The sequence below is a fragment of the Nocardiopsis ansamitocini genome (assembly GCF_030268225.1).
Classification (GTDB): domain Bacteria; phylum Actinomycetota; class Actinomycetes; order Streptosporangiales; family Streptosporangiaceae; genus Nocardiopsis_D; species Nocardiopsis_D ansamitocini.
In genome coordinates this window covers 122,294-145,094 of sequence record NZ_BSQG01000009.1, presented here as the reverse complement: position 1 = coordinate 145,094, position 22,801 = coordinate 122,294, and the positions used below count along the sequence as shown (strand labels likewise).

Below are 22,801 nucleotides of genomic sequence, written 5' to 3'. Positions count from 1 at the left end.
ACGCGACAGCGCATCGTGGCGATTACGCTCGCAGGGTGCTCTCAATCATCTTGACTCTGATCGCTCTGCTCCTGGCAGCCGGTGCTCTCGCGCTCGGCGCCCTGGCGTTCCTGCGTACGCGTACGGTTGTCGAGGACTGCCGCAGCGTCGTCCAGCGGATGCTCCCCGACACCGGTGGCGGCATCGACGTGCGTTCCATCCGCGACGTGGGGATCGTCCGCTACGACGCCCTGGAGGAGATGTCGGGCGCCCGGTCCTTCTCCCTGGCCATGCTCAACACCGCCGGAGACGGTGTCGTGCTCACGTCCATCAACGGCCGTACCGAGACCCGGACCTACGCCAAGATCGTGGAGGGCGGATCCGCTACCGAGGCGCTGTCCCCGGAGGAATACCGCGCCATCCGTGCGGCACGTCTGGGCCAGGGTCCAGGCGGTTCGATGTCCGCAGAACCGGCAGAACCGGTGTCGTCGGTCTCGATCGCCTCCCCCCGGGAGCCGGTCCAGGACGAGGAGCCGGCCCGACCGTCCACGGAGAACGCCCAGGCGTGAGCGCGGTAGCGCCCGGACCGTCGCCCCGGTACCTGAGCCGATTCCGAGTAACCTGCTGTACATGCCGAAGACCTATGCCTACCTGGGCCCCGAGGGTACGTTCACCGAAGCCGCCCTGCGTATGCTCATGCCCGACGCCCCTGCGGGAAGCCTCGTTCCGTGCAGCGGGGTGGACGCGGTCTTCTCGGCGGTCCGGGGCGGTGCGGTCGACGGCGGCGCCGTCCCGTTGGAGAACTCGGTCGAGGGCGGGGTCACCGCCACCATCGCCGAACTCATCAACGGCGATCCGCTGCTGATCGGGGCAGAGGTCGCCGTCCCGGTGGAGTTCACGCTGTTCGCCCGCCCGGGCACCATGCTGTCCGACGTGAAACGCGTGGCCACCCACTCCCACGCGCTCGCCCAGTGCCGGGGGTGGCTCGCGGCCAACCTGCCCCACGCCGACACCTTCACCGTCTCCTCCACCGCAGCCGCGGCCCAGGCGGTCTCCGAGCCCGGAGCGCCCTACGACGCCGCGATCTCCGCGCGTCTCGCGGGAGAACGCTACGGCCTTGCCCCACTGGTCAGCGGAGTCGGGGACCGCGCTGACGCCGCCACCCGGTTCGTGTACCTGCGCCGCCCCGGCGCATTGCCGGAGCCGACCGGAGCCGACCGCACCTCCTTGGTCGCCTTCCTCCCCGACGACCACGCCGGTGCCTTGGTGGACCTGCTCAACCAGTTCGCGGTCCGCGGGGTGAACCTCACGCGGCTGGAGTCGCGTCCGACCGGTGACGGACTGGGGACCTATTGTTTCTGCATCGACGCAGACGGCCACGTGGCCGAGGCGCGGGTGGGGGAGGCCCTGATGGGACTGCGCCGTGTCTGCCGCGAGGTCCGCTTCCTCGGCAGTTACCCGCGCGCCGACGCCGACACCGAGCTGACTCCCTTGCTCCCCCGCGGAGGTACGAGCAACGCGGACTTCCTTGCCGCCGAACAGTGGCTGGCGCGAATCCGTGCGGGAGCGGTCGCCTAGACGCACTGGCCCGAGAGCTTGGATACGGCAGGAGGGCCGCTGGTCGCCGTGCGGAAACGGCGGTGGTCGTACTGGTGCAACCAGCCCCGGAACGCTTCCCGCCTCTCGGCTCCTGAGGTGCGGCTGTGGGCTCGTTCCTCGGCCAAGGCGGCCCGATGGGACGGGACCGGCGGGCAACCGCGCACTGTCGGCGGTGGGACGACGCAACCTGGAGTCGGGCAGGCCGAGGCGGCACCGGTCCGGCCGACGTGTGGGCGAGGCGTCGGTCGGTGACGCTCAAGCGTTGCTCAACCACTTCCGGTGGGAACGGACACTCGCGGGGACGGCGTGGTTCCCGTCGGGTCCGGGACCGGATCCGGCCGCGCGGCGTGCGGGGTGGGTGCCTGGCGGGGCTGGCCAGCGGCGGCGGGCGGCATCGATCCGCAACACCGGTTTGAAATACCTTGCCGACGTCGGCGGCCGGAATCTCGGACACCAGCAGCCATACCGGATCCACCACCTTCACCACAGGACTGTCGGTCCGTCCGGGATGTTCCCCTCGTCGGACGCCGGCACCTCACCCGGAGCACAGGGGACAGCGAGACGCGTGACCGCTCCCTTGGGCCGCCCGAAAACCCTCGGCTGATGAAAAATCACTTGTGACGTCACGAGCGTCAAAAGCGGTGATGCCTTCATCAGTCATGTCATGGCCGGTATCATTCGAGCATGGCCGCAACCCACGCGGGCACTGGGACCCGCCTAGAGCGTCGCAAAGCACACACCCGGCGTAAGCTCCTCGACGCGGCCCGGGCCATGCTCGCCGACGGCACTGCCCACCAGGCGAGCATTCAGGACATCACCGACGCCGCTGACGTCGGTTTCGGTTCCTTCTACAACCACTTCTCCACCAAGGCGGAACTGTTTGACATTGCGGTCATCAACGTTCTGGAGGAAATGGGGACCCGACTGGATCAGCTCGCCCTCGAACAGCGCGATCCGGCCGCAACCTTGGCCCAGTCCATCCGACTCGTCGGACGCCTCACCCGCAGGCAACCACAAGTCGCCCAGGTCATGGTGCGCCACGGTGTGGCTTACCTCGACTCCGATCGCGGGCTGGCCTCCCGCGCCCTGCGCGACATCATCGCCGGTGTCGAAGCGGGACGCTTCCACACTCCGTACCCGAAGCTGGCACTGGCCACCGTGGCCGGCGCGTTGCTGGGTGCACTGCACTTGTCGCTGACGGACCCGGACTTCGACGACGACACCGCCTACGACCACCTTGCCGAGCACCTACTGCGCATGCTCGGCATCCCCCGCGCCGAAGCGCGACGGTTGTCCACCACCGCACTGCCCGACATCACGGGGTAGTCGGTTCAGTGAGCCACGCCTCCACAGCCGGCACGGCACGTTCGGGGCGACCGCGTCGCGCCGGTGGCCGACAGGTCGCAGCTCGGTCTAGGCGAGGTGGCCACCCGGGTCGGTCGCGGTCGCCCGGGATGCCAGCGTGGTCGGTCCGGTCACCGGCACTCCAGCGCCTGGTACGCGACAGATCGGTGATCCGATCCGTCGCGTGGTGGAACGCGGCGACATTACCCGCGGTCACCCTGGCCTGTTGTCGGATATTCCGGTTGTGCCACTACCGGGAACAGCAGCCGTCGAGGGACATCGCCGGGATGTTGAGCGCGGACCGGTCGATGTCCTGGTCCGCCAACTCGTCGATGTGGTTCGCGAGCTCGTCCGCGGTGAAAGGGTGCCCGGCGCGCACGACGAGCGAGATCGAGGCCAGGTTCTCCACAGACGCGAGCGGGTCCGCGTCGAGCAGTACCAGGTCGGCGTCCATCCCTGCCGCGATTCGTCCCATCTGGCCGGTGCGGTCAAGATAGCGCGCCGGGGCGGTCGTCGCCGATCGCAACACCTCCAGCGGTGAGAGCCCGGCCTTGGCCAGCTCCCGGAACTCGAGCTGGATCGAGCTCCCCACACCGCGGCCGGCACCGTCGGCCCCGGCGAGGATGGGCACGCCCGCCTGATGCCAGATGCCCACTGTCTCGACAGCGTGTTCGTAATAGCGGCGGAACGTCTCCCGGGTGCTGGCGGGAAGCGCCGCGAACTCGTCCACGGTGGACAGGTACTCTTCCCGGGCTTCGACGGTCATGGTCTTCAACCACGGGTCGTCCCGGTAGACGGTGTCGTCAGCGAGATACTTCGAACGGAGGCGGACCAGCGTCGGGCACTGCCACGTGCCGTTCTCGACGAAGACCGCGGCCAAGTCCCGCGCACGGTCCTGGTCGAAGCTGTCGAAAGCGCGGGCGAGTAGACGAAGGTCCTCTTCGCTCGCGGTATTGGAGGCGTTTCCGGTCAGAGCCCCTTTCATCGCCGCCATGTAGATGTCACCGGCGTAGGGCAGCCCGGCCACCCAGGAAGGCTCCGACAGGCCGGCGGCCTTCTCCTCCCAGAGGGCGTCCGCGTCCCGGGAACAGGAGATCCACACGTTGGTGCTCGTGCCAAGGTGTTCGACGCAGTCGAACCCTGCTCTGGCCGCCTCGTCGATCTTGACCGACGGCGGCAGATGTCCGGCGATACGCAGCCCGTGCTCGTGCGCTGCGTGCACCGCGGCGAAGAACGCCTCCCGCTCCGTCATGATCATCTTGATGAAGTCCGCGCCCTGGTCCCACTGCCGAGCGACCTCACTGCGGGCCTCCTCGGCCGACAGCGCGTTGAAGGGCAACAGCAATTCTCCCGGCATGGCCAGCAGCCCAGGCGCCCGCGGTGTCAAGGACAGACGCTGTTCGGCCCGGTGCCGCAGCATCTCCGCCGAGCCCTCCATCTGCCGCATCCCCGTGACCCCCTCGGCGAGCATCGTCGCCAGCGCCAACGCCGGGCGGTCCGCCTGTAACGCGTGAGTGTGCATGTCGTTGAAACCCGGTACGGCGAACCGTCCCGCCCCGGCGACCACACGTACGCCCCTCTCGGCCCGGACCGTTTCCGTCGGCACCACCGACTCGACCTGTCCGCCACGAACCAGGATCGACATCCCCGCGGCAAGGGTTCCATCCAGGGGGTCGACGACCGTCACATCGTCGATGCGAACCGGGCCCGCGGTCGGGAACTCCACCCGCCCCGGCTCCGTCGGTCGCAGGAGAGGCCCCACGGCCTGCCCGCCGACGGCGCCCGCGCTCACGAGTAGCACGCCCTTGCCCACCCGCTTCAAAAAGGACCGCCGTGTCGAGTGAGTGCGCCCGCCTCGCTCCGCGGCCTCGTCCGAAGCCTCCTCCACGGCCTCGCCAGGCCCCTCGGATGCGTCGCCAACTTCTCGCTTATCCATGACCGGTCTCTCCAAGGGCAGGCACATCCCACATTCGTGGGTAAAAATCAGTAATGATGATATTATCAGTATGGAGGTTGGGATCATGGACGCCAATTGGGCGACTGGATGGGGCCACGCCGAGCGTCCCAACGACGAAGAACGACCCAGTGCGCTGACCATTGAGGTTGGTGCCACCCGGCCCGGGTGGCACGTGCGAAGGGGCCTTCGACGTCGGTGTGGATTGCGACAGTTCCACCGAACCGGAAGGCTCTGGGCACCCCGCCGCCCACGCCAACGCGCCTGACCCACGTCGGCAGCCTCACTGGAGCCCGACAAACCCGGCCGCCCACGCCGATCACCCGCTCGGACCCCGTCCCGGGGCGAACGCCGCCTCCTCCGCTGGTGGGGCCTGCCCATACCGGTGGCCGCTCGGGCCTGGGGCACACCGGCCGGGCCGTCGCACGCCCGATGCGCCGCTATGAATGGGCCCGGCGACCTCGCCCGTGTTGACCCGGACGTCAGGAAACTCGGCCGCATACCCGACGGGAACGAAGGACGGTCAGGCGACGTCGAACATCCAGTCCTCCCCGGCCGCTCTGGACAGCTCGCGCCTCAGCGCGGTTCTCAGCGCGGTGTCGTCGGGCGCGGTCCGCTCCAGGACCGCCAGCGCCTCCGCCAGTTCATTGGCGGTCATCGATCCCAGCGGCTTCGTCAGCCAGGTGCTGGCCATTCTCGTTCCCCCCGTTTCCCACCCCGCCTCAACGGCGGTTCTGCCCTCTCCGGTCGGGCCCGCCCCCTCTGGGGCCCGACCGGTAACCGCTCCAACGGAGCGTCCCCGGATCTATGACGCTGCTTCCGGGACTTCTTTCGACGACCTCCCCGCGCCGACCGTTCCCCGCCCCACGGACCTGATCCGGCCATCGGGGACGAGGAGGGCGGGAATACGAGGTGCCCCGGGTGGCGCATGCCCGGTAGCCTGCTCAGGTGATCGACCTTCGTGCTCTTCGGGATGACCCTGACCGCCTGCGCGCCTCGCAGCGGGCCCGCGGCGAAGACGACTCCGTCGTCGACCGCCTGCTCGACCTGGACTCGCGGCACCGCGCCGCGCTCACGCGCTTCGAGTCGCTGCGCGCCGAGCAGAAGAGCATGGGCAAGTCCGTGTCCCGGGCCTCTGCCGAGGAGCGCGCCCCCCTGCTGGAGCGTGCCAAGGCGCTGTCCAACGACGTCAAGACGGCCGAGGCCGAGACAGAGGCGCTCTCGGGCGAACTGGTGGCGTTGTTGACCGCGGTCCCCAACCTGGTGGAGGAAGGCGCGCCCGAGGGCGGTGTGGACGATTTCGTCGTCGTCGAGGAGGTCGGTACCCCGCGCGATTTCGACTTCACCCCCCGCGACCACCTCGAACTGGGCGAGATGCTCGGCGCCATCGACATGGACCGCGGCGCGAAGGTGTCGGGTGCGCGTTTCTACTTCCTGACCGGCGTCGGCGCGATGCTGGAACTCGGTCTGCTCAACATGGCCATGCAGCAGGCCGTCTCCGCAGGTTTCACCCCGATGATCCCCCCGGTTCTGGTCAAGCCCGAGACCATGGAGGGCACCGGCTTCCTCGGTGAGCACTCCGCGGAGGTCTACCACCTGCCCGCCGACGACCTCTACCTGGTGGGGACCTCCGAGGTCCCCATGGCCGGGTACCACGCGGGGGAGATCCTGGCCCCGGACGCGCTGCCCAGCCGCTACGTCGGCTGGTCGTCGTGCTTCCGCCGCGAGGCGGGCTCCTACGGCAAGGACACCCGCGGCATCATCCGGGTCCACCAGTTCAACAAGGTCGAGATGTTCGTCTACACCCATCCCGACCAGGCACACGAAGAGCACCAGCGGCTGCTCGCCTGGGAACGCGAGATGCTCGACAAGCTGGAGCTGCCCTACCGGGTGGTCGACATCGCCGGTGGCGACCTCGGTACGAGCGCGGCACGCAAGTTCGACTGCGAGGCGTGGGTGCCCACCCAGGGCCGCTACCGGGAGCTCACCTCCACCTCCAACTGCACCGACTTCCAAGCACGGCGGTTGAACATCCGCTACCGCGACGCCGAGGGACGCCCCCGGTTCGCCGCCACCCTCAACGGGACGCTGGCCACCACCCGTTGGATCGTGGCCATCCTGGAGAACCACCAGCGCGAGGACGGTTCCGTAGTGGTCCCCGAGGCGCTGCGTCCCTTCGTGGGCCGGGACGTACTGGAGCCCGTCAAGAAATAGCCGAAACGACGGCGCCGGCCCCTCGCGAAGAGGCCGGCGCCGTCGTCGTTGCCCCTACAGGTAGGGGCCCGACCCTCCACCCGGCAAGCGGCCGCCCAGCACCTCGTCCTCGGGGCCACCCGGCGCCATACCCGCGGGAAGCGCCTTGCGCATGTTCTCCAACTGCGCGCGGGCCGCCATCTGCTGGGCGAACAGCGTGGTCTGGATGCCGTGGAAGAGTCCTTCGAGCCACCCCACCAGCTGTGCCTGGGCGATACGAAGCTCGGCGTCACTGGGGGTCGATCCCTCGGTGAACGGAAGGGACAACCGCTCCAGCTCGCTCACCAGCTCCGGTGCCAGGCCGTCCTCCAGCTCCTTTATCGAACTGGAGTGGATCTCCTTGAGGCGTACCCGGCTGGCTTCGTCCAGCGGGGCTGCCTTGACCTCTTCGAGGAGCTGACGGATCATGCTGCCGATCCGCATGACCTTCGCGGGCTGCTCGACCATCTCGGTGATCGGGCGTTCCTCGGGTTCCTGGCCGGAGCCGTCCTCGTTCTCGTCCGCCGACCCGTTCGGCCCCAGCACCAGGACCTGCGGCTGCTCTTCTTCGTTGCGGTATCCGTTGTTCATTACTCTCACCTTGCGGCTGTGCGCGAATGGGCGGATTGCGACCTGGACGATCACCGGGCGGTGAGCACGATCTTTCCCACGTGTTCACTCGACTCCATGATGCGGTGCGCCTGTGCCGCCTCTCGAAGGGGAACTGTGCGGTCCACGATAGGCCGGATCGCCCCCTTCTCGATCAGGGGCCATACCTGTTGGGCCACTTCGGCGACGATGGCGGCCTTCTCCTGCGGCCTGCGCGAGCGCAGGGAAGTGGCGTGCACGGACAGCCGTTTGACCAGCATCCTGCCCAAGTTGAGCTCCGCCTTGGCGCCCCCCATCAGCCCGATGACCACGAGTCGGCCGCCGACCGCGAGCGAGCGCACGTTCGCGTCCAGGTAGGCGCCGCCCATGATGTCCAGGACGACGTCCACCCCCGCGCCGCCGGTCTCCTCCTTGACCCGGGCGGCGAAGTCCTCCGTGTGGTAATCGATCCCCACGTCGGCGCCGAGTTCGCGGCAGCGCGCCAATTTCTCGGGACTGCCCGCTGTAGTGAGCACTCGCGCGCCGCGCGCATGCGCGAGCTGGATCGCGAAGGTCCCGACCCCACTGCCGCCGCCGTGCACCAGGACGCTGTCGCCGCTGGTGAGACCGGCCGTCATGAACAGATTGGACCAGACGGTGCACGCCACCTCCGGCAGTGCCGCGGCGTGTACCGCGTCCACCCCTGCCGGCACCGGCAGCAGTTGGCCGACGGGAACAGCGACTCGCTCGGCGTAGCCACCCCCGCTGAGCAGGGCGCATACCTCGTCGCCCACCCGCCAGCCGGAGCCCTCGGTTCCGGGGCCCAGCGCGTTGATCCGACCAGAGCATTCCAGACCCGGGTAGGGCGAGGCGCCGGGCGGTGGCGGATAGTTGCCTTCACGCTGACTGATGTCGGCCCGGTTCGCGGCGGTTGCCGTGACGTCGACGACGACCTCCCCCCGGCCGGGCTCGGGATCGGGGACCTCGGCCCAATCGAGAGTGTCGGGACCACCGGGCTCTCTGATCACAATCGCTCGCATGCCCATGACGCTACCCAGTCGAGACGCTCCACACCGGTTCACGTGCTTGCAGGGGCGATCGCCGCCGCTGATCCTCTTCTCATTCCTTGACCGGTAGTTTTATCGTTGTTGACTCGACTGTCCGATGTGGCCAGGGTGAGAGGCCCGGCCGGTCGTCAATGAAGACGTTCGTACAGTTGGTCCTTGAAGCGTCCTGAGGAGAACCGCGGTGGCATACAGAGAGCACGACGGTTCGGAGCATGCCGGTGCTCGTCCGCTGCGTCGGGAATACGACGACGCGCCCGAAGCCGGCACCGCCCGTGAGGAGGGCACCGAGCCTGCGGAGGGGCAACAGCCCTCGCCCGCCGACCAGTGGTTCGGAGACGGGTTCGACTCGGGCCCCATCGCCCCGCCGCCGCCCTACGCACAGCCGAACAGCGACCGGTCGGGCGCGTTTCCCCCGCCGCCCCCGGCCCGGCCCCCGTCCGAATCCCAGTCCCAGCCCAACGTCGCCCCGCCCGCGCCGACCGGTGATCCGGTCCCGCTGCCGCCGCCCCCGCTCCAGCCTCCGCGGCAGGAGCATCCCGCACCCGAGCAGCGTCCCCGGCCCCCGGCACCGGCCGAAAAACCTTTTCCCTTGGAGCAACCGCCCGACGTCATCCCGCTGCCGCCGAACGGACGGGGGGCGTCGTCGGCGGTCGACGAGTCCGACGGCGGCGGGCATGCCCGCAACCAGGCACGGCCGGCACCCGAGCCCTGGTCCGATGAACTCCCCGAACCCGAACCGCTGCCGCCCCTGGACGCCCAGCCCTACCGGCTGCCCAAGGCCGGCAGCCCCCGGACGTCGACGTCACCGGGCCAGCAGCCTCCGGTAACGGATTGGAGCGCAACTCCTCCCCCGCCGCCTGCACCACCGCAACGGGTCGAGCAGCAAGACGGGCCGAAACCCCCTGTCCAGCACGTAGAGTCCGCGGGCCCTCCGCGGCAGGCTCCGCAGAAGCCCGAGCCCGTACAGGAAGCCCCCCGTGTGCCGCCCTCCGATCGGGACGGCGTGCTCTCCCCGCCCGGACCCGAGCAGCGTCCGCAGACCGGGCCGGGGCGTTCCCCGACCGGGCCCGGGCGGGGAACGGACCATGCTCCGGTCGAACAGCCGGGGTTCGATCCGCGTCCGAGGCTGCCCGAGACCGCCGAGGCGCTCAAGGCCGACACTCTGGTCCGGGGACGCCGCCAGCCCCCCAGCGCAGGGTGGCGCAAGGCGTTGCACTCGGCGACGTTCGGCCTCGTTCACCCGGGAGAGTCCCCGGCCGAACTGCGCCGGCGCGAGCTCATGGCGCGGGCACGCACGCACGTGGCGGGCGGGCACCACCGAGTGGCGGTGCTGAGCCTGAAGGGAGGCGTCGGCAAGACCACCACGAGTGTGGCACTGGGGTCGACGCTGGCGTCGCTGCGCGGAGACCGGGTGTTGGCGGTGGACGCCAACCCTGACCGCGGAACCCTGTCGGACAAGCTGCGGTTGGAGACTGCGGCGACCATTCGGGACCTGCTCAACGAGAAGGAACTGATCCAGCGCTACGCCGATATCCGCGGGTTCACGTCGCAGGCGTCGTCGAGGCTGGAGGTCCTGGCATCCGATCGTGACCCTGCGGTCTCGGAGGCGTTCAGCGAGGCCGACTACCGCGAGGTGTGCCGGCTGCTGGAGCACTTCTACTCGATCACGTTGACCGACTGCGGGACGGGGTTGCTGCATTCGGCGATGAAGGGCGTACTGGGCCTGGCCGATCAGATCGTGCTGGTCTCCACCCCTTCGGTGGACGGAGCGCGCAGCGCCTCGGCCACGCTGGACTGGTTGGAGGCGCATGAGTTCGGCTACCTTGTGCGCGGTGCCGTCGTGGTGCTGTCCATGGTGCGCACCGGCGGCAAGTCCAGTGTGGATCTGCAGCGCCTTGAGGACCACTTCGGATCGCGCTGCCGCGCAGTGGTGCAGGTCCCGTGGGACTCCCACCTGGAGGAGGGGGCGGAGGTCGACCTCGACCAACTCGCTCCGGCCACCCGGCACGCCTACCTCGAACTCGCGGCCACCGTCGGCGAGGCGTTCGCCTGGCCGCGCTGATGTCTCCTCCCGGGTCGGACCGTACCGTGCGACCCGGGAGGACACCTGGCCGCCCCGCGTGGGCTAACATCTCTGGCGAGAGGGATTCACCTCCTTCTCCCAGGAGGGTTCGCATAGCGGCCGAGTGCGGCGGTCTTGAAAACCGCTAGGTCCTTACGGGGCCTCGTGGGTTCAAATCCCACACCCTCCGCCGCAGACCTGTATAAACGCAGCTCAGGGCCGGTCTCGGAAGTCTCCGAGACCGGCCCTGAGTCGTTTTCGGTGTCCGGTTGTCACCCGCTATCAGCGGCCCTCAACGGGCCTTCACGGTGAAATAGCGGAAAAGTTCAGTCGTCATCGTCCCTGGTCATCTCCTCCATGGACCGCTGGATGCGATCCAGCGCGGCGGCCTGCTGACCGGCCACGCACTTGGCGTAGACCCGGAGCAGGACGTCTACGGAGTGGCCGGCCCAATCGGCCACCTGGGCCGCTGGAACGCCTGCGTTGAGCCACGTGGACACCGCCGCGTGGCGGAGGTCGTAGGGCTCCTTCGCCAGAGGGGATGCCGCCTCCTCCGCAGTGAAGGCGGCTTCTCGTGCCTTGGCGAGACAACCCAGGTACGCCCATTCGGCCAGGACACCGCCCCGGGGGCCGATGAAGAGCCGACCACCGGGCGCGATGTTGAACTCCTCCACGTGCCAGAGCAGGATCTCCACCAAGTCCGGGTGGACGGGAACCCGGCGGTCCTCTCCCGTCGCCCGGTGCTTGAGCTGGCGTTTCTGGCGAGACTTCCGGCTGTCGTTGTACTTCGTTCCGGCGCGGGGCTCCGCTTCCGAGAAGACGATCTCGCCCCACCCTTGATCGGGCAGGCGCTCCAGATTCGGCCGTGCCAGACAGATGGCCTCCTCCGGCCGTAGAGCCGCGTAGTACAGCAGGGCGTAGAACGCCTTGACCCGGGGGCCGTGCCCGGGCTGTTCCCCGATGCTCTTCAACAGGGTCTTTGCCTGCGCGGCGTTGACGACCACGTTCGGGTTGACCATGGGTGCCGCTCGTTCGCGGGTCCACCTGATGTGCTTGATGGGATTGGCCGGCAACAGGCCGATCTCACAGGCGTATTCGAGCGTGTTGTTGAAGACCATGCGTTTGCGCTTGGTCGTGTTCGCGGCGGCGAGTGTGCCGTCCAGCTTGCGCGAGAGCCGTTCCAGAGAGCGCCGCGCCAGGACCGGATCGGATAGCGCCGATACGTCCACGGTGTTGCGCTCCAACCACCGCAGAATCGGTTTCAGCCGTTCGGGCAACGGGTCGCCCCACAGACGCGTGCTGAATGCCCAGTCGCGAAGGACCTCCCGGCGAAGGGAGCGATCCGGCATGCTTCGGTCAGTGCTCAACAGGGCTTCGGTCACGTCGGTGAGTGCTTCAGCGATCGACCGCCGTGAGTTGGGTGCGGCGGTCTCCCATTTCATGTCCACGTAGGAACAGGCGAATTCCAGCCATGACCTCTGTTCCTTGAGCCAGGAAAGCGGCTTTCCCGAAGCGGTGTCGAACGGTTCGCCGCGCTGGCGGGCGGAGACGATTTCCGCCTGGTAGGCGGTCGCTGCGGCCCGGGTGCCGAAAGGCTCGCGGAACTCCGTGCCGTCCACGGTCCACCGCACCGTGTAGGTCGTGGCGCGCTTGCCCACGTACTTGTGCAGTTTCCACACATTGACCTTGAGGGAGGCGGGACGGCCGCCCCAAACGGGGCGGCCTCCCTGATGCTGGTTGCTCACGCGGCGGACTCCAAAACGCTCAGGAAGGCGTTCAGCTCGGAACGACGGACCCTGAGAGAGCCGTTGGGAAGCGGAAAGCAGCGCGGTCCTTTCCCGGTCTGGTTCCAGTGGTAGAAGGTGCTCCGGCTGATCCCCAGTTCCGCGCAGACCTGGGGGACGGTCAACAGCGGGTCGGAGACGGGGAGATGGGCGGTTTGCTTGGGCAACGGTCTTCCTTCCTGGCAACAAGTGGTCCGGGCGGTTTGCTGGTGGCTATGCGCGCGGACCGCTGATATCGGGGTGAACGAGGTACTTCGGTGAGGGCGGGCGGCCTCCCTTCTTCCCGGTCGGCGGCACAGGCGCCGGTCTGATCCATCCGAGGTCGGCCAGCAGCGCCAGCGGCGCTTCCAGATCTCCCGCCTTGGCGACCTGCTTCGTACGCAGCGCCCTGAACGCGTCGCGAGCGGAGAACTCGCCGGGCGTGGTCTTGGTGAGCCAGTCCAAGACCTTGCGGGCGATCTCGTGGGCGGGGTCGTTGCCCATTGCGCCGAAGACGGCCAGGGCGTGTTCGGCGTAGTACTCACCAATGGCGTACGCCTTTTCGAGTGTGGCCGTATCGATGGGACGCGCCCATCCGTCGGTGAGGTGGTCACCGAGGTGGATCAGCGCGGCGATGCGCACGATCGCCCCGACGTACTTGCCGCCCCAGTCGCGGATCTGTCCCAGACGCCCTTCAGGGCGCAGCTGTGGTTCCACTTCCTCGTAGAGCAGCCGCGTTATGCGTTGGCGCGCTTCGGGGGTGAAGGTGAGTGTGACGGGTTCGGTGAGGTTCCACAGCGAGTAGAGAAGGGTGGTGAGCCGGTGGCGGTAGGTCTGGGCGACGTCGGGCGGAACGGGAACAGAGGTCGCCGTGCGGTAGCCGACGTTGTCGGCGGGCAGCGCGTAGAGGATGCGCGCCAGCAGTCCGCGACCCCGGCCGCCCGGGGTCGCGAACACTTCGCTCAGTGCTTCGGGCTGTAGAGCGATGCCGATGGTCAGCGCGGACTTGGCAACGAAGTCGGGTTCGCGGCCCTGGCGGTCAACCCGGATGGGCTCTCCCGCGTGGGCTTTGAGGAAGGTGTCGAGGTTGGGCATCCCGGAGTAGCGCCCGGCCAGGGTGCCAAAGAACCCGCCTTCGGGTGCCAGCAGCGACAACCGGCCGCCCTGTTCGGCCAGACGACGCGCCAGGTTTTCGGGGGTGATGTCGTCGGCCACGAGCTTGGGCTGATGGGGCACGCTCAGTTCGCCGGCGCTCTCGGCCGCGCCCATCGCATCAGCGATCGACTGCGGGTCGCGGTCCTTCTCGGCCTTGGCCGCCAGTTCCTCGGCCTTGGCATCAGCGATGCGTTTGGTGAGGGCGGCTTCGATGATGACGGGCTTCATGTGTTCCACGAGGTGTTCCTCGGCAGCGAACACCGGTTCGTTCATTGCCGCGAACACCGCGCTCTTGCGTGAGGCGGGTTCCATGGCCGCCACCGTGTAGACGCACACGGGTTCGCTCCACTGGCCGGTGTCGGCCCACACGCGCCCCGACGCCGCTGTGGACAGCGCGGCCAGGGCCAGGCACCCGGCCAGATCGGGCGGGGTCTGGGTGGAGTCGGACACGGCCGCCGCGAAACGCCCCACCCACTCGGGCAGCGCCTCCAACGGGAATTCGGGCAGCGTGCCCTGTACGGCGTCCAAGGCCACAGGGTCGGTCCACGCGGCCTTGGCACGCACGGTGTCCAGGTGGCCTTTGGCGACCTGCATCAGGTCGCCGATGTCGCCGTCACCGGAGTAGCCGACCTGCACCAGGCGGGTCCCGGTCTCCACCACCGCGCGCCGTTGGGCGAGGTCGGCCACGGTGCGCGCGTAGTAGCCGCCGTTGGCCGCCACGGGGACGGATTCGGTGAGGGTGTGCAGGTAGGGAGCGCCACCTACGCGGGTGATCTCGCCGCTCTGGGTGAGTGCGGCGTTCACCGAGACGGGATCGGCGGGTTCGCCCTGGCGGTGCAGTCGGGTGATGGTGGCGAAAAGGATCTGGTGGGCGGGACGGTAGAAGTCGGTGGCCACGACCAGCCGGGCCACGTCGGCAATCGCCTCGGGGGAGAGCAGCATGGCGCCAAGAGCCGCCTGTTCGGCTCCGAGGTCGTGCGGGGGCATCGGACCCCAATCGGGTCCCTCCGCCGGTTCGGGGACGGCCATCAGTGCCATGATGGGAACTGCTCCTTCCTTGGAGTGCGGTCCCGGCGGTTTGCTTGGTGGCTATGCGCCGGGACCGCTTTGTGCTGTCGGAGTGGGTGTCAAAGAGGTGTTGGAGTGGGTGTCTGACACGTGTCAGACACCCGTTGACCTGTAAGGGACTCGCGCGCCGGGCCGCACCGTGTCAAAGAGCGCGGCCAAGCGCGCTCAGACCAGTGCCGGTTCGCGGTCGGGGTCGGTGGGGGCTGCCTGGATCTCGAACTCCCCGCCGTCGTGGTGGGTGATCCGCCCTTCGCCCTCCAAGCGTTTGAGTTCGGTGATGACCCAGGAGCGTTGGCGGTCCAGACCCTGTTCGTCGACGAGCGCGCGGCGCAGGTCGGGAGCGCGGAACGTGTGGATTCCACGGTCCTGCCACAACTGGAGTTGGGCGACCAGACGGGCGCGGGCCTCCTCCGCCCCTTCCTTGGACCGCTTGGGCTTGGTGAAGGTCAGCAGGTTCTCCCCCGGGACTGCCTCAAGTTCGTCGTCGATGCCGGCGTTGAGGTCGGGATCGGGGTCGGGGGTGGTGTCCAGGCGCACGTCGTTCATGTCGAAGTCGTCCTCTTCGCGGGGGTCGGCAACAGCCGGGGAAGGGGTGGCACTGGGGGTGAGTGGTGCCACGGTCTGCCCGGGGGCGGTGTGGCGGATGCGCTGGGTGTAGGCCTCACCGAACGCGTCGGCGGTGATGGGGTCCAGCTCGGGTTCGGGCAGGGTGGCCACGATTTCAGCGATCGCGGCGTTGTCGATGTCGTAGATGCGGATGGGGACGGAGTGGCGGTCTTCGTCGATTCCGTCGATGGCGGCGTAGCAGCACCCGGGCTTGGACTTGCGCCAGTTCTCGGGCACGGCCCCGGCTTCCAGTACGTAGTCGGGCAGCGCGTAGGAAGCGTCGTCGGTGGTGCGCACCCCAAAGCACATCGACGACCCGAAGTTGGACCGGGCGTCGGTGTCGAGGTTGGTGTGGGTGGCGCGCTGCAACGAGGGTTCGATGTGGATGCCCACCGAGCGCGCGACCTTGATCAGGTCGGTGAACTTGTCGTTGTCGGGCAGGATCGCCGATGCCTCTTCGATGAGCAGGTAGACAAACGACAGCCCGCACCCCTTCGCCCAGTTCTCCAAGCCGAGGTTGGCCAGGTGATCGGCGCGGACCTTCACGGCCTTGTGCAGGCGGTCGATGATGGGGGCTGCCTCACGCTTGGAGAAGGCGCACCACCCGACGACGGGGATGAGCGGGCCCAGGGTTTGGCGGCCCTTCTCCACGTCGATGGCGATGACGAACGCATCGGAGCGTGCGGCCATGAGCAGGGCTTTGAGTTTGGCGTAGCGGGACTTGCCCGCCCCGCTCATGCCCACGGTCAAGCAGTGCTGGTTGCGGGGGTCGATGGCGAAGCGCTCCCCGTCCTCATACACCCCCAACTCCAACAGGGCATCGGCCACCGATGCGCCGGTGAGTGCGGGGGTCATGCCGGGCCACGGGATGGTGGTGGCGAGCATGTCCTTCTTCACGATGGTCACCCGCGCTTTGGAGGAGTCGGCGGGGTCGGGCACGGCGCGAATGGAGCCGGGCGGGAGTTGGTAGGCGCTGGCCAGGGAGGAGAGCTGGCCGGTGAGTTCGTCGATGGTTTGGCCCGGGACCAGGTGCACCACGCCTTCGGTGCGCACCTCGGTTTCGGTCTTGGTCTCCAGGCGGGTTCCGCGAAGCGCGCCGATGCGTTCGGTGATCTCGCGCCAACTCGGGGCCTTGACGGCCGTGTCGGTTCCTGTTGTCTGGTTGGCTGCCCAGGTGTGGACGTTGGAGCCGATCGACAGGGTCGCCCCACCCAGGACGAGGATGTCCAGCACCGGGCGACCGGTTCCGGCGGCGGTGGCCAGTGCCATCCACGCCGCTCCCCCTCCTGCGGATGCGGTGGCGATCATGCAGGAGTACCAGGTGCGGGCTTTGGTGAGGTGGTAGCTCAGGGTGGTGATGGCTCCCCCGGCCACACTCACGCCTGCGGTCGCCGCGGCGGTGGCCCACCCGGCTTCACCCCACATGAGGTGGGCGGCCCACCCGGCCGGGATCATCAGGGCGGTGGTGCCCCACGGGCGCAGGTAGGCGGCTGCTCCGGGGCCGCGCTTGGCCAGGGGTTCGGGGTTGGTTCCGGTCCACACCAGCGCGCTGGATTTCTTGGCCATGTCTGTCTCCTTGTGGGCGGGGGAGGGGGCGCGAGCGGGTGCGCCCCCTCAAGCGGCGGTGGTGTGGGTTAGGCCTTCATGTTCATGGACTTGCGGGGCTTCTCGGCGCCCATCAAAATGCCGTAGTGCTTGCGCACCGACCCCCACAGCGACACCGAGCTGATGGCCGACTCCCGGGCGCGTGAACCGGCCCGGCGAAGGTGGGAGGCAACCGCCTTGGCGCGTTTGCGGCTGGTGGCCATCGACTCGGTTGAGGTGAGCGCCACGGTGGCCAGTGCGGCCTCCAACTCGTCGGCGGAGAGCTCGACCTCCATGGCGATGGCGCGCTGCAACTCGCGGAGTTTGGTGGCGTAGCGGCGGATGTCGGAGGCGTTCTCGAACTCGATCTTGCCCATCTCGTCCAGGAGCTTCTTCGCGGTGGCGGTGGACTCAGACATCAGTTCTCCTTGTCAGTGGTGATGACGACGGCGATGAGGCCACGGGCGGGACCGTGGAGGTCGCGGCGGGCGGTGGTGAGCGCGTGGTGCCAGCACCGGCCCGCCCACGCGGCTGTGTCGATGGCGGTCTCGGCCAAGGGGCGGGTGTCCAGGCGGGCGGCAAGCCAGTTGTCGGCGTCGGTGGCCGCGTTTTGGATCAGGTGCCACCAGGTGCGACGGCGAAGGCGGGGGTCCATCACGCCACGTCCCAACCGGGGAGAGCGAGTTGGCCGGCACACAGCGGGCAGGTATCCCACGGGCGGGCGCCGTGCTCACGCGGGCGGGTACAGCGCTGATCGAGGGGGACGGTGATGTCCATCAGGTGAGCGGCCTTGTCCTGCTCGGCCACACGCCGCGCGTACCGCACGTCACCGACCAGCCCGCACGAACAACTCAGTCGGTAGATGGCGGCCGTTCCCTGAGGGGTTTCTTCTACCTGTCGGCACACGTGGGGGCGGTGCTGGCTCATGCCTTGCCCTCTTCGATGTCGCGGCGGATTCGGCGCACGGTGGACACGCCCAGCCCGGTGTGAGCGGCGATGTCGCCCGTGTGAGCGTTGGGATGGGCGGCCAGGTAGGCGGCGACGCTCGCACGGTTGCGCTCACCTTCCAGACGGCGGCGTTCCTGGGCGGTGAGAACCCGCTCGGAGTCCTCGGAGCCGTGCGTGGGAGCGGGATGCTCGCACGGGCGCTCAGACGCCCCCACCTGCCCCGACACCTCGGTGTGGGGTGTGGTGGTGTCGTCGTGTGAGCGGTCGGGCTCTGCCGTGGGAGCGGCCCCGCTCGCACGGGCGCTCAGGTAGTCCTCGATCTCACGTACCGCGCTGGTACTCACCTGGGTGACCGACTCCTCAAAGGCCGGACCGGTCGCGGTGGGAGCGGGGACGGGCTCCGTGCGAGCGTCCGTGCGAGCGGGCGGGGTGGGGGCGCTGTTCTGGTGGTCGATCTGGTGGATGGACTGGGTGATCGCCGCGCTGGCACTGGTGTTGATCAGGTAGGCAAGACCCGCGAAGAGGGCGGAACCGATGGAACAGGCCGCACCGACCGGTCCGGTGCCCAGCCACGACCCGACGATGGAGACCAGCAGCGGTGCCAGCATCAGCGCCACGAAGAACCGGTTCGTGGCCGCGTCGAGCACGGTCCCGGCCCGCGCGAGGATGCCCCGCCACACGATGACGGTGGTGGACAGCCCCGTCAGACCGATCTCAGCGAGGTAGCCCACCGGGGCCGGACCCTGGTTGGCCTCGACGAGTGCGGCCAACCCCATGGCCGACCCCACACTCAAGGCCAGGGAAGCGGCCAGCGCGACCCGTCCGAACCGCGCCTGGTAGCGGGTCATGTCCAAGATCGTGCGCGCCGGGGAAGTGGCCCGGCGCGCGGCGGCGATGATCGTGTCCACCTCGGAGCGCTCGGCTTCGCGCCGGTCGGCTTCGTGGGCGTCACGGAGCTTGCGGCGGTGGGCCAGGTCCAGTTCGGCTTCGAGGCGCTGAGTGGTCAACTCGTCGTAGCGGGCCCGGGTCTTGGGGTTGAGGGCCGGGTTGTCCAAGAGTTCCTGGCCGGGGATGGAGGCCAGGGTCTTGGCGTCCTGCACGGTCTTTTGGACCTGGTGGGCGGTGATGGCGGGGGCGGCGTCGGGGTGCTTCTTGCGGGGGTTCACCGGCGGGTCTCCTTGCGGCGCTTGGCGATGGCGCGGATGGTGTCGCGGTCGGTGGTGCTCTCGGGCCACAGCCACACCACGACCGCGACCACCACGACCAGGGCGGCCAAACTGATCAGGATCGACATCAGCGACGTGCCTTCTTCCTGGATGAGCGCCTGGTGTGGACCAGGCCGATACGGATACGGGTCAACCGGCGAAACCGAGAACGCGCTTTGCGGTAACCGGCGGCGACTCTCAGCGAACCGAGCACCAGCAGGAACACCACGACGGCGGTGGCGATCACCGGGGGCAACAGGTCAGGGGTCGACATCACGCCTCTACCTCGTCGGTGGTGGGGGTGGTGGTCCAAACCCGCACGGTCACACCGTTGACGGTGAAGAGCGTCTGAGGCCGGAGGCCGCCGTGGCGCTCCCACTCCACGGTGGCGTTGAAGACGGTGGCCCACGCGGTGAGGTCGGCGCGGGCCTGCTCAACGGAGCGTTCGAAGGTGGAGAGCTGACCGTCGAGCCGGTCGGGGCAGAAGCTGTTGATGCTCCACTCCACTCCGGGCAGGCGCATGGACAGCAGGGTGTCGAGCACGCGCGCGCTGCGCTGCTGTGCGGTGAGGTAGTCGGTGTTCATCAGGCAACCTCCCCGAGCTGGTTGAACATGCGGATCTCCTCAGCGGTGCAACCAGCCCAGAACCCGTGTTCGGGCTCGGTACGGGTGGCGTACTCGAAGCAGAGCCGGCGGGCGGGGCACTCGGCGCACAGCACCGAAGCGGCCTGCTCCCGCATACGGCGGGCGGACTCGGTCTCGTCATCAGTGGCGAAGAACAATTCCGGCGAACTGGCACACGGGCGGGTCGTGGCCAGCAGCACGTCACCGAGCTGCCGATTCGTCATCTCTCGCGGGTCCATCTGCAAGAACCTCCCTTGTCGGGTGCGCTCCCGCTGGTGGCTATAAAGCGGGGATCGCATGGCCAGGTTGGCTATGCATCTAGCTTGGCTAGCCAAGCTAGGAGAGTCAAGAGGGTTCCCTGATTTTCTTCCTAGGTGGCCTAGGCAAGCTGCCCTAGACTGAATTCATGAGCATCGATCCGGAAGACCCCAGACCGCCTTTTCAGCAGGTGGCAAGCGCTCTACGCGCAGCGATCTTGACTCGCAAGTTCGAGCCAGGGGACAAGTTGCCCTCCGGTCCGGAGCTGGCAAAGACCTACGGGGTAGCCCGAATGACTGTCCAGCAAGCCGTCCGGTTGCTTCGCGATGAGGGCCTCGTGGTCTCTCAGCAAGGACGTGGGGTGTTTGTCCGCCAACGGACCTCTCGCCCAGTAGGACTTCGTCCACATATTGAACGGGCGTTCACCAGTCAGACAGTGACTATCGACTTTGCCGGTTTTGGGGGTGAGACGCTGCACGGCGCCCTCCAGGAGCCGCTAGATAAGGTCCGCGAAGGAAGGTTGACCCCGGAGACCATTCGCATGCGCATTCTCGTTCCAGATCTCTCTGCATCGATGGGACTTCCCGTCCGCACAGACACTCTTGCCGACGACCCCGATGTGCGGAACAGGATGCGACGGATCATGCTCCGGAACACCCAGGGCATCGAAGACGCGGTCCACGAACTGGAGAGTCTCGGGCTTGTTCAAAGCGCTGTTGTGCGTACCCGTGTCTACTCTGTCGCTCCGATGTTCAAGCTCTACTTGATCAACGGCCAGGAAGCGTTTTTCGGTTACTACCCGGTTAAGGAAAACATCGTCTCAGTCAACAAAGAGAAAGTAGAGATCTTCGACCTCATGGGCAGAGACGCCACGTTGTTTCACCATGCTGCGGATGAAGATCCTGAGTCAACCGGTTCGCAGTACGTCGCCCAATCCCAAGTGTGGTTCAACAGCATCTGGGAGAACGTCTCCAGGGAGCGTGAGGAATGACCTCAGAAGACGTAATCGTGATCCGCCGCGCCCGTGCGGTGCTGCTCGACTTCGACGGCCCGGTGTGTGACGCCTTCGCTGGCTATCCAGCATCCGAAGTTGCCCAAGACATGCTGGCAAGTTCCAGTGAGGCCGGGGTTCCGATCTCGGAGGAAGCAGCCACGATGACAGACCCAATGGAGGTACTCCGCTACCTGTTCAAAGTCGCTCCGGAGCGACAAGCGGAATCCGACCGAATGCTCAGGGATGCCGAGATTTTCTCTGTCGAGAAGACCTCACCAACTCCCGGAACAATAGACTTCATGGAGGCATGTCGAGAGACTGGGCGTTCTGTCATGGTGGTCAGCAATAATTCACCAGAAGCTGTGAAAGTATTTTTCGAGCGCCGTAATATTACAAATTATATCTACGGGATCGTTGGGCGGAATCCGTCTTCGCCAAATCTTATGAAGCCTAATCCTTACCTCCTAAACTTAGCGATAAAAAAGCTGGATAAAACTTTTTCTGAATGTCTCATGATTGGAGACTCTGTTACCGATATCGAGGTTGCCAAAGCAGTGAATGTCCCTGTTGTTGGCTATGCGAATAAGCCAGGAAAGGCTGAGATTTTCCGCTCTTTGGGGAGTGATTTTGTCACGCAAAACATGGGAGAGCTTGCAAGTCTGGTGCGAGTTGAAAATTCATATCAATGATAATTAGATAGAACAGGCATCTAGGGCGGAAAGGATCTCTGACTCCACTTCTGCCATCCTCTGGACAAGCTCGTCTATGTCTCGGATGGCGACTTGGTGCGTCTCAGCGGTTTTTCTGTACCGGCTGCGAGTGACGTAAAAAATTCTTTCGTCGGGAAGAGCGTTCCTTGGTCGAATTATGCACATGCAGTACTTGCTGCCAGGTACATCGCCATCGCAAGCGAATTCGCACTTTTTGGTCCACTCGCCATGGACTAGCCTGTTGCGCTTATTGTTCAGTTCCTGGATTTCATTGAGGATCTTGATGGCTCGCTCATGTTCGGGGCGAGCGGGTGGTTCTTTGAGTACTGCCTTGGTGTTGGAGACCATCCATTCGATCGACTGGCCTTCGAAGAGGATGCTTCCGTTGTGGTAGTAGACCATGAAGAGGGTTGCAAGACCGCGACGGAGAGATGACTCCAGTTTGGCGCTGGCGACTACGAGGCGGCCCAGGGAATGGTGGAGTGTTTCAAGGTGCATGCCGACCAAGCATGCCGTATGACGCTGGTGTAGTGCCCGTTGATTATCCAGCAGAGCTGTCGGACTGCAACTCTGCGGTGAGATCTCAACGACAGGTCCGGTACCACTTCAGCAACATCGCAGTACCACCATCTGCCATCGCAGAGTCACCAAATGAGATGACGTCTTAGAGCGGTATTGGTGGAGTTGTGAGACCACATCGTGAGGGACGATCTCAGTAACTGACAGAAGGTAGGCAGCCGCTCTGGCCCCTGGGAATCAGAACCACAGTGTGAGGCGCGTCGGATTTCGTCGTCTTCGGGGGGCGACCCCCGGACAGAACTGACACAACTGACAGAACTACTGTTCATGCAGTTCAAGGATGGTTTTTGGTTTTGGACAGAACTCGGTGGAAACCTCCCCCGTCGTTGACAGAACCTCTTCGGTGAAGACTTGACGCCTGGCGTGGCGAGGTTCTGTCCAAAAGACCAGGGGTTTCCGTCGAGTTCTGTCCAAGCCGAGATCTGGTCTTTGACCAGCGACAACAGGGGTTCTGTCGGTTGTGTCGGTTCTGTCCAAGGGGG

The 22,801-nt window shown here is 67.0% G+C and carries 24 protein-coding genes and 1 tRNA gene; 8 read left to right on the top strand and 17 right to left on the bottom strand.

The genetic code is table 11. From position 1 onward, the window contains the following. The first annotated feature begins 35 nt into the window (after positions 1-35). From QSJ59_RS20765 to QSJ59_RS20755, 3 genes are all read left to right on the top strand, one after another. On the top strand, positions 36-548 hold the full coding sequence (locus tag QSJ59_RS20765) for a DUF4446 family protein (RefSeq protein ID WP_285761398.1): 513 nt from the start codon (positions 36-38) through the stop codon (positions 546-548). A gap of 61 nt (positions 549-609) precedes the next feature. Then, positions 610-1,557: a prephenate dehydratase gene (gene pheA, locus QSJ59_RS20760; RefSeq protein ID WP_285761397.1), complete on the top strand. Its 948-nt coding sequence runs from the start codon at positions 610-612 to the stop codon at positions 1,555-1,557. A 705-nt stretch (positions 1,558-2,262) separates the two neighbouring features. Further along, entirely contained in the window at positions 2,263-2,904 is a 642-nt protein-coding gene (locus tag QSJ59_RS20755) for a TetR/AcrR family transcriptional regulator (protein ID WP_285761396.1), read from the top strand. Between the two features lie 268 nt (positions 2,905-3,172). On the opposite strand, the gene QSJ59_RS20750 is transcribed toward QSJ59_RS20755, so the two are convergent. Both QSJ59_RS20750 and QSJ59_RS20745 read right to left on the bottom strand, forming a co-directional pair. Further along, the gene (locus QSJ59_RS20750) at positions 3,173-4,648 is read right to left on the bottom strand and encodes an amidohydrolase family protein (protein WP_285761395.1); all 1,476 of its coding nucleotides are present in this window, start codon (positions 4,646-4,648) and stop codon (positions 3,173-3,175) included. Positions 4,649-5,399: 751 nt separating this feature from the next. Continuing rightward, complete coding sequence (locus QSJ59_RS20745; RefSeq protein ID WP_285761394.1) at positions 5,400-5,570, bottom strand: hypothetical protein; 171 nt, start codon at positions 5,568-5,570, stop codon at positions 5,400-5,402. Positions 5,571-5,824: 254 nt separating this feature from the next. On the opposite strand from QSJ59_RS20745, the gene serS reads away from it, so the two are divergent. Next, entirely contained in the window at positions 5,825-7,090 is a 1,266-nt protein-coding gene (serS, locus tag QSJ59_RS20740; RefSeq protein WP_285761393.1) for a serine--tRNA ligase, read from the top strand. A 54-nt stretch (positions 7,091-7,144) separates the two neighbouring features. Here the strand turns inward: serS and QSJ59_RS20735 are convergent, their stop codons facing one another. After that, complete coding sequence (locus tag QSJ59_RS20735; protein WP_285761392.1) at positions 7,145-7,699, bottom strand: bacterial proteasome activator family protein; 555 nt, start codon at positions 7,697-7,699, stop codon at positions 7,145-7,147. Between the two features lie 50 nt (positions 7,700-7,749). Continuing rightward, complete coding sequence (locus tag QSJ59_RS20730; protein WP_285761391.1) at positions 7,750-8,736, bottom strand: NAD(P)H-quinone oxidoreductase; 987 nt, start codon at positions 8,734-8,736, stop codon at positions 7,750-7,752. 208 nt (positions 8,737-8,944) lie between these two features. Here QSJ59_RS20730 and QSJ59_RS20725 point away from each other — a divergent pair, with 208 nt between their 5' ends. Together QSJ59_RS20725 and QSJ59_RS20720 are read left to right on the top strand one after the other, a co-directional pair. Continuing rightward, on the top strand, positions 8,945-10,825 hold the full coding sequence (locus QSJ59_RS20725) for a MinD/ParA family ATP-binding protein (protein ID WP_285761390.1): 1,881 nt from the start codon (positions 8,945-8,947) through the stop codon (positions 10,823-10,825). Positions 10,826-10,927: 102 nt separating this feature from the next. Further along, positions 10,928-11,015: transfer RNA gene (locus QSJ59_RS20720), tRNA-Ser, on the top strand. A 136-nt stretch (positions 11,016-11,151) separates the two neighbouring features. Here QSJ59_RS20720 and QSJ59_RS20715 read toward each other — a convergent pair. From QSJ59_RS20715 to QSJ59_RS20660, 12 genes are all read right to left on the bottom strand, one after another. Beyond that, complete coding sequence (locus QSJ59_RS20715) at positions 11,152-12,570, bottom strand: tyrosine-type recombinase/integrase (RefSeq protein ID WP_285761389.1); 1,419 nt, start codon at positions 12,568-12,570, stop codon at positions 11,152-11,154. Then, the gene (locus QSJ59_RS20710; protein WP_285761388.1) at positions 12,567-12,776 is read right to left on the bottom strand and encodes a helix-turn-helix transcriptional regulator; all 210 of its coding nucleotides are present in this window, start codon (positions 12,774-12,776) and stop codon (positions 12,567-12,569) included. The genes QSJ59_RS20715 and QSJ59_RS20710 overlap by 4 nt, the downstream gene beginning before the upstream one ends. Before the next feature lie 46 nt (positions 12,777-12,822). After that, positions 12,823-14,781 carry a DUF3987 domain-containing protein gene (locus tag QSJ59_RS20705; protein WP_285761387.1) on the bottom strand — a complete coding sequence of 653 codons (1,959 nt, stop codon included), beginning with the start codon at positions 14,779-14,781 and terminating at the stop codon, positions 12,823-12,825. Between the two features lie 195 nt (positions 14,782-14,976). Continuing rightward, on the bottom strand, positions 14,977-16,983 hold the full coding sequence (locus QSJ59_RS20700; protein ID WP_285761386.1) for an FtsK/SpoIIIE domain-containing protein: 2,007 nt from the start codon (positions 16,981-16,983) through the stop codon (positions 14,977-14,979). Positions 16,984-17,051: 68 nt separating this feature from the next. Continuing rightward, on the bottom strand, positions 17,052-17,420 hold the full coding sequence (locus QSJ59_RS20695; protein WP_285761385.1) for a hypothetical protein: 369 nt from the start codon (positions 17,418-17,420) through the stop codon (positions 17,052-17,054). Then, positions 17,420-17,656, bottom strand: a complete 237-nt coding sequence (locus QSJ59_RS20690; protein ID WP_285761384.1) for a hypothetical protein — start codon at positions 17,654-17,656, stop codon at positions 17,420-17,422. The genes QSJ59_RS20695 and QSJ59_RS20690 overlap by 1 nt, the downstream gene beginning before the upstream one ends. After that, the gene (locus QSJ59_RS20685) at positions 17,656-17,928 is read right to left on the bottom strand and encodes a hypothetical protein (protein WP_285761383.1); all 273 of its coding nucleotides are present in this window, start codon (positions 17,926-17,928) and stop codon (positions 17,656-17,658) included. The genes QSJ59_RS20690 and QSJ59_RS20685 overlap by 1 nt, the downstream gene beginning before the upstream one ends. Further along, entirely contained in the window at positions 17,925-19,115 is a 1,191-nt protein-coding gene (locus QSJ59_RS20680; RefSeq protein WP_285761382.1) for a hypothetical protein, read from the bottom strand. The genes QSJ59_RS20685 and QSJ59_RS20680 overlap by 4 nt, the downstream gene beginning before the upstream one ends. Continuing rightward, positions 19,112-19,243 carry a hypothetical protein gene (locus QSJ59_RS20675; protein WP_285761381.1) on the bottom strand — a complete coding sequence of 44 codons (132 nt, stop codon included), beginning with the start codon at positions 19,241-19,243 and terminating at the stop codon, positions 19,112-19,114. The genes QSJ59_RS20680 and QSJ59_RS20675 overlap by 4 nt, the downstream gene beginning before the upstream one ends. Continuing rightward, positions 19,243-19,428, bottom strand: coding sequence for a hypothetical protein (locus tag QSJ59_RS20670; RefSeq protein ID WP_285761380.1), 186 nt, complete (start codon positions 19,426-19,428; stop codon positions 19,243-19,245). Before QSJ59_RS20670 ends, QSJ59_RS20675 begins: the two co-directional genes overlap by 1 nt. Beyond that, positions 19,428-19,739 (bottom strand): hypothetical protein, encoded by a 312-nt coding sequence (locus QSJ59_RS20665; protein ID WP_285761379.1) that lies wholly within the window; start codon positions 19,737-19,739, stop codon positions 19,428-19,430. The genes QSJ59_RS20670 and QSJ59_RS20665 overlap by 1 nt, the downstream gene beginning before the upstream one ends. Continuing rightward, positions 19,739-20,002, bottom strand: coding sequence for a WhiB family transcriptional regulator (locus tag QSJ59_RS20660; RefSeq protein WP_285761378.1), 264 nt, complete (start codon positions 20,000-20,002; stop codon positions 19,739-19,741). The genes QSJ59_RS20665 and QSJ59_RS20660 overlap by 1 nt, the downstream gene beginning before the upstream one ends. Before the next feature lie 182 nt (positions 20,003-20,184). Between QSJ59_RS20660 and QSJ59_RS20655 the strand changes: the two genes are divergently transcribed. Both QSJ59_RS20655 and QSJ59_RS20650 read left to right on the top strand, forming a co-directional pair. Continuing rightward, positions 20,185-21,027, top strand: coding sequence for a GntR family transcriptional regulator (locus tag QSJ59_RS20655; RefSeq protein WP_285761377.1), 843 nt, complete (start codon positions 20,185-20,187; stop codon positions 21,025-21,027). Further along, positions 21,024-21,719 (top strand): HAD family hydrolase, encoded by a 696-nt coding sequence (locus QSJ59_RS20650; RefSeq protein ID WP_285761376.1) that lies wholly within the window; start codon positions 21,024-21,026, stop codon positions 21,717-21,719. Before QSJ59_RS20655 ends, QSJ59_RS20650 begins: the two co-directional genes overlap by 4 nt. A 3-nt stretch (positions 21,720-21,722) precedes the next feature. Here QSJ59_RS20650 and QSJ59_RS20645 read toward each other — a convergent pair whose 3' ends face one another. After that, positions 21,723-22,238, bottom strand: a complete 516-nt coding sequence (locus QSJ59_RS20645; RefSeq protein WP_285761375.1) for a hypothetical protein — start codon at positions 22,236-22,238, stop codon at positions 21,723-21,725. Positions 22,239-22,801 lie beyond the last annotated feature (563 nt).

Coding starts and splice junctions, on each gene's coding strand:
- pheA (WP_285761397.1), top strand. CDS start 610: ATGCCGAAGACCTATGCCTACCTGGGCCCCGAGGGTACGTTCACCGAA.
- QSJ59_RS20755 (WP_285761396.1), top strand. CDS start 2,263: ATGGCCGCAACCCACGCGGGCACTGGGACCCGCCTAGAGCGTCGCAAA.
- QSJ59_RS20745 (WP_285761394.1), bottom strand. CDS start 5,570: ATGGCCAGCACCTGGCTGACGAAGCCGCTGGGATCGATGACCGCCAAT.
- QSJ59_RS20735 (WP_285761392.1), bottom strand. CDS start 7,699: ATGAACAACGGATACCGCAACGAAGAAGAGCAGCCGCAGGTCCTGGTG.
- QSJ59_RS20730 (WP_285761391.1), bottom strand. CDS start 8,736: ATGCGAGCGATTGTGATCAGAGAGCCCGGTGGTCCCGACACTCTCGAT.
- QSJ59_RS20705 (WP_285761387.1), bottom strand. CDS start 14,781: ATGGCACTGATGGCCGTCCCCGAACCGGCGGAGGGACCCGATTGGGGT.
- QSJ59_RS20700 (WP_285761386.1), bottom strand. CDS start 16,983: ATGGCCAAGAAATCCAGCGCGCTGGTGTGGACCGGAACCAACCCCGAA.
- QSJ59_RS20695 (WP_285761385.1), bottom strand. CDS start 17,420: ATGTCTGAGTCCACCGCCACCGCGAAGAAGCTCCTGGACGAGATGGGC.
- QSJ59_RS20690 (WP_285761384.1), bottom strand. CDS start 17,656: ATGGACCCCCGCCTTCGCCGTCGCACCTGGTGGCACCTGATCCAAAAC.
- QSJ59_RS20685 (WP_285761383.1), bottom strand. CDS start 17,928: ATGAGCCAGCACCGCCCCCACGTGTGCCGACAGGTAGAAGAAACCCCT.
- QSJ59_RS20675 (WP_285761381.1), bottom strand. CDS start 19,243: ATGTCGATCCTGATCAGTTTGGCCGCCCTGGTCGTGGTGGTCGCGGTC.
- QSJ59_RS20670 (WP_285761380.1), bottom strand. CDS start 19,428: ATGTCGACCCCTGACCTGTTGCCCCCGGTGATCGCCACCGCCGTCGTG.
- QSJ59_RS20665 (WP_285761379.1), bottom strand. CDS start 19,739: ATGAACACCGACTACCTCACCGCACAGCAGCGCAGCGCGCGCGTGCTC.
- QSJ59_RS20660 (WP_285761378.1), bottom strand. CDS start 20,002: ATGACGAATCGGCAGCTCGGTGACGTGCTGCTGGCCACGACCCGCCCG.
- QSJ59_RS20655 (WP_285761377.1), top strand. CDS start 20,185: ATGAGCATCGATCCGGAAGACCCCAGACCGCCTTTTCAGCAGGTGGCA.
- QSJ59_RS20650 (WP_285761376.1), top strand. CDS start 21,024: ATGACCTCAGAAGACGTAATCGTGATCCGCCGCGCCCGTGCGGTGCTG.
- QSJ59_RS20645 (WP_285761375.1), bottom strand. CDS start 22,238: ATGCACCTTGAAACACTCCACCATTCCCTGGGCCGCCTCGTAGTCGCC.